Raw genomic sequence first — 12244 nt, forward strand, 5'->3', positions numbered from 1 at the left:
TATTTTGCTCTATTTGTTTATATTTTCTAGCTTTTTGTGGGACAATCATTGTATTATTAAACAAATTTTGCGATTAGTAAATGGTAAATAACATCAATAATGTTTTATTTTCTAAGAGTGCCTATTTTGCTAAAAGGGAAAAACCTGAATATAGCTTTTCCTCCAACATCTTTTATGTCTACAGTTCCAAATGTCCTGCTGTCCTTGCTTTGACCCGGAAGCCTGTTGTCACCCAATACATATATATGTCCTTCCGGGACGTAGAGTTCACTGTATTTTATGTTTGCTTCCAAGGTACCGTGTGCATCAACGTTTATATAATCTTCTTCCAGGACTTCACCGTTAACATATACTTTTCCGTCACGGATTTCGACCCTGTCGCCTTCTACACCAATAACCCTTTTAATTATTGGCTTTCTGTCAGAGTCCAATCCGGGATAATCGTTTATAGTTACAATATCTCCTCTTTTCAGCCAACCGAATCTTGGACTGATTTTTTCAATAATGAGACGGTCACCGTCCTGAAGTGTCGTCTCCATGGAGCTACCGTTTACAATAGTTATCTGTGCAACAAAATTCACAATAAACAAGCCTATCAATACCGCAATTATTATGTGAACAGCCCAATCTAAAACTTCTCTTAAAAACGAATTGGCTTTCGTAATTATTCCTCCCTTGCATATATTTAAGTATATGTCCCACTTACTCCAATTCTTAAACACTGTATTATTAAATTGTATATAATTTGAGTCGATTTTTCAAGTGACGATATTACGATGATATAACTTTATGAATGAATCTTGTCTTGAAATTGGCAGCAAAAAAACACAGGCGTAAACTGTTTTTTTTACACCCATGCTCTAATTTTGCCTCGTCCTAAAATATTATAAATCCAATTTAATTTTTAGCTCCTCAAGCTGCTTCGGTTCAACCGCATCCGGCGCATTTGACATCAGACATGATGCATTTTGCACTTTTGGGAATGCAATAACATCTCTAATGCTGCTTCTTCCCGCCATCAGCATTACCAATCTGTCAAGCCCGAATGCCATTCCGCCGTGGGGAGGCGTACCGTATTTGAAAGCTTCAAGAAGGAATCCAAACCTGTCCCATGCATCCTTTTCAGAAAAACCGAGAAGATTGAACATCTTCGTCTGAAGCTCCTGGCTGTGGATTCTGATACTTCCTCCACCGATTTCCGTACCGTTTAGCACAATGTCATAAGCCTTTGCTCTAACCTTTAACGGGTCGGTATCCAGCAGTTCAATATCCTCATCCATCGGAGATGTGAAAGGATGATGCTTTGCAACATAGCGTTTCTCCTCTTCGTCATATTCAAGGAGAGGGAACTCGGTTACCCACAGGAATTTGAATTCATTGCTGTCCAGCAAGCCCAGCTTCCTCGCTATTTCAACTCTCAGCTGTCCTAATGAATCGAACACAACCTCATTCTTGTCGGCAACAAAGCATATAAGGTCTCCCGGCTCTGCTTTTACCCTTTCCAAAATAGCCTTGGTTTCATCTTCGCTGAGGAACTTGGTAATTGGAGATTTAAGCTCGTTCTCTCCCACAACTATCCAAGCCAGTCCTTTTGCACCGTAAGTTTTTACAAATTCGCCAAGGGCATCTATTTCCTTTCTGCTAAACTTACTGCCGCAGCCTTTCGCATTTATTGCCCTGACACTTCCTCCATTTTTGACGGCATCTGCAAACACCTTGAACCCGGAGTTTTTCACGAGGTCCGACAAGTTGACCAATTCAAATCCGAACCTTATATCCGGCTTGTCGCTTCCAAACCTCTCCATGGCTTCTTTGTACGGCATTCTTAAGAAAGGAGTCTCAAGGTCAACATTAATAGCTTCCTTAAACACCTTTTTTATAAACCCTTCATTTATAGTAAGTACATCCTCGACATTTACAAAAGACATTTCCAAGTCTATTTGGGTAAACTCGGGCTGTCTGTCAGCTCTAAGGTCCTCATCCCTGAAGCATTTTACAATTTGAATATACCTGTCAAAACCCGAAACCATTAAAAGCTGCTTAAAAAGCTGGGGTGACTGGGGCAATGCAAAGAATTTTCCTGGATGCACCCTGCTTGGTACCAAATAGTCCCTAGCTCCTTCGGGAGTGCTCTTGGTAAGCATCGGAGTCTCTATCTCAATAAAACCGTTTTCGTCATAGTAGTCTCTTGCAATTTTTGCCACCCTGTGTCTTAAAATCAGGTTCCTCTGCATATCCGGCCTTCTCAAATCAAGATACCTGTATTTAAGCCTGGTAGCTTCGTTTACATCGGAATCCTCTTCAATGTATATTGGCGGTGTCTCGGCACTGCTTAAAATCCTCAATTCCTTTGCAATAATCTCAATTTCTCCCGTGGGAAGCTTGGGATTTATTGCCTCAGGACTTCTTTTCACCACTTCTCCCACCACAGCAAGTACATATTCGCCTCTTACCGACTCAGCCTTTTCAAAAATCTTAGGATCTGTTGTGTTGTTAAACACCACTTGGATTATGCCGGTTCTGTCCCTTAAAGTAACAAAAATTACTCCGCCAAGATTCCTGCTTTTGTTGCACCATCCCATTACCGTAACGGTTTTTCCGACATCGGACACATTAAGCTCAGCACACATATGAGTTCTTTTTAATCCATAAATAGATTCTCCCATATATTTATACCCTCCATTTAAAAAATTGCTTTCGTTATAAATACATTTTCAGCCTTGTTATCAAAGTATCAAGACTTATTTCCTTTTGGTCTCCCGTCTCCATATTCTTAAGTACTGCCTTGCCCGAGTCAATTTCATCATCTCCAAGAACAATACTGTACTTTGCCCCCAGTTTGTCAGCATACTTCATCTGCGCTTTTAAACTTCTTTCCATCAAATCCTTCTGTGCGCTAAATCCTTCTTTTCTAAGCTCATAAACCATTTTCTCCGCATAGCTGTTGGCCTTGTCACCTAATGCTGCAATAAAAATATCCAAGCCCTTCGGCTCCGGGAACTTAATGCCCTGATTTTCCATAACCATCAAAAGCCTCTCCAGTCCTATTGCAAAACCTATTCCCGGTGTAGGTTTTCCGCCGCATGCTTCAATTAATCCGTCATACCTTCCGCCGCCGCATACCGTACCCTGGGCGCCGATATTGCCCGAAACAAATTCAAATACGGTTTTGGTGTAATAATCAAGTCCTCTTACTATGTTTTTATCAACAGTATAATCAATGCCAAGATTTTCAAGCCCTGCCTTGAGCCCTTCAAAATGGTTTTTACATTCTTCGCACAGATTATCTATAAGTGCCGGTGCGTCGGCAGTAATCTTTTTGCAAGCTTCCTCTTTGCAGTCAATAATTCTAAGAGGATTTCTTTCAAACCTTGTATTGCAAGTACTGCATAGTTTATCAAGGTTGGGCCTTAGATAATCCTTAAGTTTTTTATTGTATTCTGCCCTGCAGACAGGACAACCTATGCTGTTTATATTTAGGCTGACCTGGTTTATGCCAAGGCGGTCAAAGAATAACCTCAGCATGCTTATTATCTCAACATCTATTGAAGGCCCCGCAGCTCCAAAAGCCTCAACTCCAAACTGGTGAAACTCTCTGTAACGGCCTTTTTGCACATTTTCATACCTGTAAGCCGTAATGTTGTAATACAGCTTTACAGGCTGGGGAAGGGACGCCATGCCATTTTCAATATAGCTCCTTACAACACCTGCAGTTCCTTCAGGTCTTAATGTAATACTTCTCTGCCCCTTGTCCAAAAAAGTATACATTTCTTTTTGAACAATATCTGTAGTATCCCCAACTCCCCGTTGGAATAATTCTGTATGTTCAAATACGGGAATACGAATTTCCTTATAGCCAAAGTCATCACACAGCTTTGCTATTTCCTTTTCTATATACTGCCACTTGTGAATCTCAGACGGTAAAATGTCCTTTGTTCCTTTAGGTGCTTGTGTTAACATCATAAACCTCCAATTTTCCATGTTTTATACAAATTAATATTAATAAAGCCCCCCGTCTGACAAATGCCAGGGACGAGAGGCTGTTTTCCCGCGGTGCCACCCTCATAGGCAATAGTATAATTGCCCACTTTTTATTCTTTAACGCAAGAACCTGCGGACAGGCCTAATCGTGTGCAAACTTTCAACCCGCCAGCTCCAGGGTGTCCTTTCACCAACCTTTTTCCTGAGAGTGCTTCCAGTCACGACACCCTCTCCCTGAAGGAAGTATTGGCTACTTTTCCCATTCATAGCTATTAAAAGTATTTTATAACAATACTGTCACTATTTATGATTACTTAATTTACAATTATTATTTAATTTTAATTGTCAAAAGCTCAATTGTCAATAGCCAAATAATATTTAACAATATAAATCAATAGTTGCCAAATTACCCAAACAACTGATAAAATAATATTATACGTATGTAGAATTTTAATAAATAATGTAAAATATCTTTAACAATCTTCAATAAAAAGTAAAATTTAAGACTAACCATCACAACAATTTAGTATAAACGAGGGGGATATAAATTCTATGGTCAATGATTACCTGAAGAAATTTGAATTCAATTATGAAAGCAGCGCCACAGGAAGCTTTCTTGTTGTTAGCGCAGATGCCGGTGAAAATGTGCTTTTATACCAGGTTGAAATGCTTGCCAACAATCCAAACAAAAATATCTTACCCTTGGACATAAGGCAAAAAGATTCAAAGCTCAATTTCTACTATAATATAACGTCCAAGCTGGCTTTATCACAGTATCTTAAGCGCAACAAGCTGAAAAGGGATGATTTTATAAACATTTTTAGGGATATAACAAAAACAATATTAAGCTCCAAAGACTATTTACTGTCGGACAAATCATATATTTTGAACGAAGATTATATTTACATAAATCCCAACACCATGGAAGTATCTATGGTCTATCTGCCGCTGAATATAGAACACAATGTAAATGAACAGTTAAAAAATTTTGCCATAAATTTTATAATGTTCAGTGCAAATATAAATGAAACCAACAGCGACAATTTCCTTCAAAGGATTCTGAATCTTTTGAAATCGGATACCTTTAATATCTTGGAATTTAATAAATTATTAAACGATTTGAAGTCTGAGTCGGATATACCTAAGCCAGCTGTGCAAAAAGCAGCCGTACAAGAACAGAATGTACCTGTGCAAGCCGAATCAATGGCGCCTCAGCCAAAGCCGAGTGCACCAAGGCAAAACATTCCCAAATCCCCTGTGCCAAAACCGGATGTGCCAAAATCGGAAATACCAAAGCCCGGTGTTCCGAAGGCCGCACCACAGGCGCCTGTTTCCGCAAGGCCTGCAAAACCTGTACATACAGTAAATACTGCGGAAAAAACCGTAGTCAAAATGAAGTATAAAACCAGCGTTTTAATAATCGGTGCTATATTGCAGTTAGTTTTGGTTGTTGGCTCCATTGCGCTTTTAGCATCCGGAGCGATGGATTCTTTGGGAAACGAGCCTGTCGTCAACATACTGGGTATCGGTATTTTGGCAGGAGCAATAACCTATGCTATCTGGAAAACGGTTTTAAATGAAAAGAATAAAGTTGAAGTAGTCTCAAAAGTAGCGGAAAAGCCTGCTCCACGGCCTCAAATAAACATGGAAAAAAGGAATTTTACAACTGTTCCAAATATTCAAAGCACTAATCAATCAAGCAAGACATCCTCACAGCCGGAATTTAGTTTCAACAATACATCGGGCACTGCCAACCCTTTAAATGAAACAACGGTGATTTTTCCACCCTCTATAGAGGAAACTGTTTATCTTGGTACCTCAAATTCATACCCTTACCTGCAAGGAACAGCAAACGGAGTAACTGAGCAAATAATAATCAACAAACCCAGCTTTATAATAGGAAGGCTGAAAAGCCAGGTAGACTATATAAGTCAAAATAATGCAGTAGGAAAGGTACATGCTGAAATAATATCAAGAAACGGACTATACTTTGTTAAAGATTTGAATTCCAGAAACGGCACATTTGTCAATGGTGTGAGGCTTGCTGCAAACACAGAGTACGAAATAAAAAACAATGACAAAATTACTTTTGCCAACAGTGAATATGTTTTTATTATTCCGTAAAAAAGAAATTATATCGGTTATGGGAGGAGTTACAAAAGCAAAAGGTAAATCAAAAAGCCCAAAGTTAAGAAGGGTATAAAAGGTATCCTCGATTTTGAATTTGCCTTTTTTGATACAAGAAGAGCTATTCCCGTAATGCCGCTCAATACAAAAGAATAAAACAGGGTGGATAATATGCCCGCAAGTCCGGTATAAAGACCGGATACTGCAATAAGCTTTGTATCGCCCATTCCAACTCCTCCTTTTGTGGCAAAGGTAATAAGCGACATAATTAGACCAATTGCAATAAAAAGAATTATTGATTGAATAATTTTTCCGGAATCAACATCCAAAGCTGCCGTAGCCAATCCCAAAACTATTCCGGCAACAACCAGCTTATTGGATATAAGTCTTTGATTATAGTCCTTCAAAGAGGAGGAAGCAAGTAATATATATAAAATAGTGTATCGAATCACCTCAAGTTTTGTCTGCGATTTATGATAGACAAGCAGAAAAGCAAGAGGTGTCAACACCGTTATGGCTATATATGGAGGCTTTTTGTACAAATAGCTAAAAATCCACTTTAATCTTCCGGTGTCCATACACTTTTCATAATCTGTGGCAAGATTGATTACAACCGCTGAGAAAATCCCTAAGAAAATCAATAAAATATATATCATTCGCACATTTCCCCGTCGTTATAGCTTTATTTTTACTATCCTCATTTTACTTTTCATTGTTTAAGAAATCTTTAATCTTTAAGAAAATATTGGAGAAACCTTCTCTAACATTTTTTACGATTTCGCCGCCTTTGCCTTCAAACATTTTGTTGTCCACTTCCCTGACAACATCAACAGCAAAATCTGTAGTTCTGATAAATTCAACCGGTTCGTTTATTATAGCATCCGAATGGGCTTTTATTGTTATAGTATTATTTATTCCGAAAACTCTTAAGAGCGACAAAAACGGATTTTTATATTTGGCTTTTACACTAACCCTCAGCTTTTTATATACTATATAATCTTCCACTATACCCGAAGTTATTTCCATTTCGAGGGGCTTACCAAAGATAATTGATTCTTTCAACAAATACCCTGCATAGCTTTCAATTTTTTCTTCCTTCTTGCTTTTACTGCTTTTCGACTCCCATATTCTCCAATACAGATCTAAGTCATCCATATTATCCAATACAATCTGCCCAAAAATCATGTCCTTGGATGGAGAGTTCCAGATTTCAGCTCCACGTTGCGCCGTCCTGTCCGCAATAGTTTGGATGCATGATTTTTGATATAGAAATTCGCTAACCAAAATAAGTGCAAACATGGTTAGAATAACAGTAGAAACAATTATAGTCGCTTCTACTGTAAAGCTCCCTGTATTATCCTTGAAAAGCCCTTTGTAGTTTTTCCAACTCTTCTTACTTCCCATATAACTTGCCCTCTTGTTCGATGATATAATACTAAATCAAAAAAAGAGTCTATTAGGGCATAAGCCCATGCCCTAATACAATCAAAAACTGATACACAAATTATGTAGGACTAGGAGCCGGCGAAGATGACCCTGGCAGTCCATGCGTAGCTTCATCTCCTACTGGGCTACCAAATATCTTTTCTACCAAGCCACTAACAAAGTCATATATTGCCCTCCTGAAGATAAGGGCAATTGCTACCAAAACAGCAACAATTATAACTATTTCAACTGTGCCCAAACCATCTTCTTCTTTAATAAAGCTCTTTAAAAGCTTCAGCATTTGCTTCACCTCCTTTCACAAGTAAATCTCAGCTACCGAAATTTTATTCTCCCTAGATTACATGCCACCAGTCAGCGTCAAAATCGCCGGAGTGGCAACAATTAAAATCACCGCAATAAACATAAGCATCATAGGGAACAGCATCTTTGAAGAAGCTTCCTCCCCAAGTCTTTTGGCTGCGTGCTTTCTCATTTCCCAACATTCTGTGGCCTGAAGCCTCAAAATAGATATCATCTCCGCATTACCTTTGTTAAAATTCTGCAAAAGAACCGATACAAATTTGGTTATCTCCGGAATCCTGCACCTGTTGGCAAAATCCTCAAATGCACTTGTCTCCGATTTGCCGCCCCGGATATCTGCCAAAACCACCCTCAGCTCCTGATACAAAACAGTATCCTTGTCATTATCGGTTACGGATTTCTCCCAAGCTCTGGAAACTGTCATTCCTGCGTTTACAAGCAAAATAAGCTTGTTTAAAAAATCGGGAAAGTCAATCTGTATGCTAAGTCTCCTTCTATTAACCTTCTCGGTAAGCTCCCTGTCCATAAAAAAGGGAATAGCTGCCACTACCAAAATTCCAAACACTACAGTTGCCACATCCTGCGTTGCGGCAGAGAGCAATGAGAATAAAAGCAGAATTAAAATCATAAGAACAATCTTGTTGGCATGATGAATTTGCAAATAATACATTGAATACTTCATGCCCTTTAATTCTGCAACTTTCGACTGGAGCCTCCTGTCATACTTTGAAGTATACTTGTATTTTATTATATCGAGAATAAAGAGCCCCACAGGAATAAAGCTCCTTAATTTGTACTCCTTCTTGTCCAATGGCTCAATATAATCGCCATACTTGCTTCTCGACAAGAGAAACAACAGGCTGAAAACCACCAGAATTACAGTGAAAACTATAACACCTGCAATCATATGCCCTCCCCAATCAAACCTTTATATCCATAATTTTTTTTGATATAAAATATCCTGCAGCTATTATAAGAATTGAGAATGTCATAACTATTCTGCCGATAACTGTAGTAAACACAGGAATCATATAGTCTTCCGTAGTTAAAGACAGAATAAGTATCATAACAAGAGGCATAACAGATAAAATCTTCTGTTCAAACTTCTTTGCCGCCAGCAAAGTGTTTATCTCCTCTTTTATCTCAATCTTATCGTTGATAATGTTGGTTGAGTTCCTTATCACATTTACCAAATTACCGCCTGTTCTTTTGCAGGTCTTGAAAACATCAGTAAAGTTCTGTATGTCTTCGAGATGCGACCTTCTTGCCAAGTCTTCCAAAGCGTCTTCAACAGTTTCATTCATTTCGATTTTCCTTATTATGTACTCCACTTCACGAATAATATATGTATCCGGGTCCGGGTATAAAATACTCAAATCGTTAAGCGCATCCTTAAAAGACATCTCCACCGATTTACCCGCAGTGAGGGAAGATGAAAGCGAATAAAGAAGGTCCTTAAACTGCAGATTAAGCTCATTCTTTCTCTTCTCAATAATGTCCTTAGTTCTTCTCTTCGGATATAAAAACGCAAACGGCGTTAGGAACAATGCCAAAAGTACACTGTGGTAAAAAATATACCCAATTGCAAACAAAGCCAACGCTGCAAGCAAAAAATATAAAAATTTCTCTTTAAAACTCATAACATATACGCCGTAATCAACTAAACCGCTGTAATTTTGCTGGGCTGCCACATCTTTCAATTCATTATTTTTCAAATCCAGTTCCATTCATGCCCACCTCCTTGTAACTTGATTTAAAAGTCGTCGGATATTCCCGCCATTTTGAATTTAAAATTGTTAACCAATTTATTTTTTGTCCTTCTCAAAGACCCGATTATCTGTCTTTCCGGAGTTTCTCCCTCTTCGACAAACTCATAAAGCGGATTTAACACAATTTCCCCGTCCTTGTATTCCACAACCTCTGTAATCTCAAGGGTTCTTCTCGATTTATCCCTGAGCCTTCCCAAATGAATAATTATGTCCAGTGCAGAAGCTATCTGCTGCCGTATAGCCTCTAAAGGCATTTCAGCACCGCTTAGCACCATGGTTTCAAGCCTTGAGAGCATATCTCTGGTGGAATTTGCGTGTCCGGTGGAAAGGGAACCGTCATGTCCGGTATTCATGGCCTGAAGCATGTCCAATGCCTCTTTTCCGCGCACCTCGCCCACAATAATTCTTTCCGGGCGCATACGAAGGGAAGTTTTTATAAGATCCCTAATTGAAATCTCTCCCTTTCCCTCGGTATTGGCATTTCTTGTTTCCAGCCTGACAATATTCTCTATCCCTATAATCTGAAGCTCCGCCGAGTCTTCTATTGTGATGATTCTCTCATCCTTGGGAATAAAATTGCTAAGAGCATTCAAAAATGTGGTTTTTCCCGAGCCCGTACCTCCGCATATAAATATGTTGTATTTTGCCTTGACCATCCTCTCCAGCACACCGGCAACTTCCTCGGTAATCGAACCGAATTTTATAAGCTGCTCTATCGTCATGGGTTTTTCCGAAAACTTTCTTATGGTAACCACAGGCCCATTTAAAGCTATCGGCGGCAAAACCACGTTTACACGGGAACCGTCGGAAAGCCTCGCATCAACTATAGGTGATGCCTCATTTACCGCCCTGTTGACCCTTGACACAATTGTCTGGATTACGTCCTCCAACTTCCGGCGATTCTCAAATTTAACGTCCAGCTTCGAAACTCTTCCGTTCCTTTCGATAAATATTGAATCGGGACCGTTTATCATTATTTCAGTAATGCTTTTGTCATCAATAAGGGGTTGGAGAACATCCAGCCTTCTCATGGAATTGAAAATTGCATCGGCAATTTCCTTCTTCTCCCCAACACTGAGGTAATAATCCCTGGACGTTTCAAAAACAACATTTGTAATAACATCCTTTATCTCTTCATCCGAAAAGTCTTTTCTCAAATCCAGGTTATCGCTTATATGCTTTCGTATCCGGGCAACAAACTTTTCCTTTTCCTCCATTTCCATCAGCAATCACCCGTACTTCCTTGTAATATGTTAATTATCTGGCTTACAGCATGTCCAAAGGGATTTGAATCTCCTGTCAAATACTCTATTCCATAGCTTGCATCCAGTCCTTTTATGTAAGGTATCACGAGGGAAACAGGCTTTCCGTTGAAAGCAAGATTTTCAATATCGGAAAGTCCCGAATTCAAGCATTTATTCAGTATAAGCTCTATTCTGTCCGTAAAGTCCAAACCTTTTCTTTTGCCGAGAATCTCAAAGGCTTTCCGGAGTGTTTCCAGCTTAATTTTCGACGTAGTGTCACAGGGCAAAACGCAGAGCACCTTGTCGCTGCTCTCCATCAGCGATAGGCATTCCTCACTCAATTCCGAACCTATATCGGCTACAATCACATCATAGCTTTCCATTGCCTTAAGCTGCCCCACAAGCCTCTTAATCTCATCGGATGTCAACTCATCTATGTCAAAGACATTCTCAGGAGGCAGAAAATAATGTACACCTGTTGCAGTGTCTATTGACCTGCTTCCTTCTATTTTTAGGGCAAGGTTTTTATTGTTCTCCTTGAGAAAAAACAAAATATTCGAAAGACTCTCTCCACTGCCATGGGCATTAAAATATGCAGTTGTAGTAGGAAATCTTTCAAAATTGAGATAAAAAGTATTCCATCCGTTCTGTGCACATTTTGCACTCACGCCCGCAGCCAAAGTTGACGTACCTGCACCGCCGCATGGGGAATAAAAGGTAATAAGGCGGGTTTTCTTTTTACCGTCGCCTGCGATAAACTCGCAATTACTTTTCTCCGAAAAAATGCTTAATATGTTGCTGACAAGCTTGTCGCCCATCTGGTATTTACTGATTATCTCACAGTCTTTTATATCTTTTGTGAGAATCCCACCCGATAACACGATGGGTGCAACCACCTTCCCCAAATCAAGCCCGTCACTGTAAAAGTCGGGGCTCATGAGAAGTATGTCAATTTTAGCTGTTTTATTGAAAAAATCATTAAAGGTATCCTCATAGGAAAAAGCCTGGACATAAAACCTGTTATTGTATTTTGAATAAATGAAGTCAACCACACTATCAAGATAAGCCCTATCTTTGTCAGCAATTACAAGATGAATTACCGCCATCGATTTACCCCCATTTTATTACTTGTTAATAACCAACGCGCTCCGCCGCAATACAAAGTTTAACTCATTTTGCATTCCATATTTTGAATTCTGCATTTCAAACATATTGTATTCATACATTAGTAGAAGCTTATATATAAATTAAGGCAAAAAATATCAAGATAGGATATATTATAATATAAAATATTACAAAATCCAATATATTTCAATATTTTTTTTGTTAAATTTAAATTGCAAGTTTAATTGCCTTACAAAATCTTACAGAACCCTG

11 protein-coding genes and 1 other annotated feature are annotated in these 12244 nt (G+C 39.0%); of the genes, 1 reads left to right on the forward strand and 10 read right to left on the reverse strand.

All coding sequences use genetic code 11. From position 1 onward, the window contains the following. Positions 1-104: 104 nt before the first annotated feature. The 3 genes from lepB to hisS form a co-directional block, all read right to left on the reverse strand. Positions 105-668 carry a signal peptidase I gene (lepB, locus tag PLH43_RS10895; RefSeq protein WP_324363017.1) on the reverse strand — a complete coding sequence of 188 codons (564 nt, stop codon included), beginning with the start codon at positions 666-668 and terminating at the stop codon, positions 105-107. A 216-nt stretch (positions 669-884) separates the two neighbouring features. Beyond that, a complete protein-coding gene (gene aspS, locus PLH43_RS10900; RefSeq protein ID WP_324362999.1) occupies positions 885-2666 on the reverse strand; it encodes an aspartate--tRNA ligase in 1782 nt (593 codons plus the stop codon). Between the two features lie 34 nt (positions 2667-2700). Then, the gene (gene hisS / locus PLH43_RS10905) at positions 2701-3960 is read right to left on the reverse strand and encodes a histidine--tRNA ligase (protein ID WP_324363019.1); all 1260 of its coding nucleotides are present in this window, start codon (positions 3958-3960) and stop codon (positions 2701-2703) included. 65 nt (positions 3961-4025) lie between these two features. Beyond that, positions 4026-4257 (reverse strand) — a binding site (T-box leader). Between the two features lie 276 nt (positions 4258-4533). Here hisS and PLH43_RS10910 point away from each other — a divergent pair. After that, on the forward strand, positions 4534-6105 hold the full coding sequence (locus tag PLH43_RS10910) for a DUF6382 domain-containing protein (protein ID WP_324363001.1): 1572 nt from the start codon (positions 4534-4536) through the stop codon (positions 6103-6105). Between the two features lie 29 nt (positions 6106-6134). Here the strand turns inward: PLH43_RS10910 and PLH43_RS10915 are convergent, their stop codons facing one another. The 7 genes from PLH43_RS10915 to PLH43_RS10945 all read right to left on the reverse strand — a co-directional run bounded on the left by PLH43_RS10915 (position 6135) and on the right by PLH43_RS10945 (position 11973). Continuing rightward, entirely contained in the window at positions 6135-6764 is a 630-nt protein-coding gene (locus PLH43_RS10915) for an A24 family peptidase (RefSeq protein WP_324363003.1), read from the reverse strand. A gap of 46 nt (positions 6765-6810) precedes the next feature. Further along, entirely contained in the window at positions 6811-7512 is a 702-nt protein-coding gene (locus PLH43_RS10920) for a pilus assembly protein (RefSeq protein ID WP_324363005.1), read from the reverse strand. A 100-nt stretch (positions 7513-7612) separates the two neighbouring features. Then, the gene (locus PLH43_RS10925; protein ID WP_324363007.1) at positions 7613-7834 is read right to left on the reverse strand and encodes a Flp1 family type IVb pilin; all 222 of its coding nucleotides are present in this window, start codon (positions 7832-7834) and stop codon (positions 7613-7615) included. A 57-nt stretch (positions 7835-7891) separates the two neighbouring features. Next, entirely contained in the window at positions 7892-8761 is an 870-nt protein-coding gene (locus tag PLH43_RS10930; RefSeq protein WP_324363009.1) for a type II secretion system F family protein, read from the reverse strand. Between the two features lie 13 nt (positions 8762-8774). Beyond that, positions 8775-9581, reverse strand: coding sequence for a type II secretion system F family protein (locus tag PLH43_RS10935; RefSeq protein ID WP_324363011.1), 807 nt, complete (start codon positions 9579-9581; stop codon positions 8775-8777). Between the two features lie 26 nt (positions 9582-9607). Then, complete coding sequence (locus PLH43_RS10940; RefSeq protein ID WP_324363013.1) at positions 9608-10846, reverse strand: CpaF family protein; 1239 nt, start codon at positions 10844-10846, stop codon at positions 9608-9610. After that, positions 10846-11973 carry a hypothetical protein gene (locus PLH43_RS10945; protein ID WP_324363015.1) on the reverse strand — a complete coding sequence of 376 codons (1128 nt, stop codon included), beginning with the start codon at positions 11971-11973 and terminating at the stop codon, positions 10846-10848. The genes PLH43_RS10940 and PLH43_RS10945 overlap by 1 nt, the downstream gene beginning before the upstream one ends. Positions 11974-12244: the final 271 nt, after the last annotated feature.

This window comes from Acetivibrio sp. (assembly GCF_035371925.1).
Classification (GTDB): Bacteria; Bacillota; Clostridia; order Acetivibrionales; family Acetivibrionaceae; genus Hungateiclostridium.

What these genes read in the sequence shown, in the direction of transcription:
- PLH43_RS10940 (WP_324363013.1), bottom strand. Translation starts at nt 10,846, where the DNA reads ATGGAAATGGAGGAAAAGGAAAAGTTTGTTGCCCGGATACGAAAGCAT.
- aspS (WP_324362999.1), bottom strand. Translation starts at nt 2,666, where the DNA reads ATGGGAGAATCTATTTATGGATTAAAAAGAACTCATATGTGTGCTGAG.
- PLH43_RS10910 (WP_324363001.1), top strand. Translation starts at nt 4,534, where the DNA reads ATGGTCAATGATTACCTGAAGAAATTTGAATTCAATTATGAAAGCAGC.
- PLH43_RS10920 (WP_324363005.1), bottom strand. Translation starts at nt 7,512, where the DNA reads ATGGGAAGTAAGAAGAGTTGGAAAAACTACAAAGGGCTTTTCAAGGAT.
- PLH43_RS10935 (WP_324363011.1), bottom strand. Translation starts at nt 9,581, where the DNA reads ATGGAACTGGATTTGAAAAATAATGAATTGAAAGATGTGGCAGCCCAG.
- PLH43_RS10925 (WP_324363007.1), bottom strand. Translation starts at nt 7,834, where the DNA reads ATGCTGAAGCTTTTAAAGAGCTTTATTAAAGAAGAAGATGGTTTGGGC.
- hisS (WP_324363019.1), bottom strand. Translation starts at nt 3,960, where the DNA reads ATGTTAACACAAGCACCTAAAGGAACAAAGGACATTTTACCGTCTGAG.
- PLH43_RS10930 (WP_324363009.1), bottom strand. Translation starts at nt 8,761, where the DNA reads ATGATTGCAGGTGTTATAGTTTTCACTGTAATTCTGGTGGTTTTCAGC.
- PLH43_RS10945 (WP_324363015.1), bottom strand. Translation starts at nt 11,973, where the DNA reads ATGGCGGTAATTCATCTTGTAATTGCTGACAAAGATAGGGCTTATCTT.
- PLH43_RS10915 (WP_324363003.1), bottom strand. Translation starts at nt 6,764, where the DNA reads ATGATATATATTTTATTGATTTTCTTAGGGATTTTCTCAGCGGTTGTA.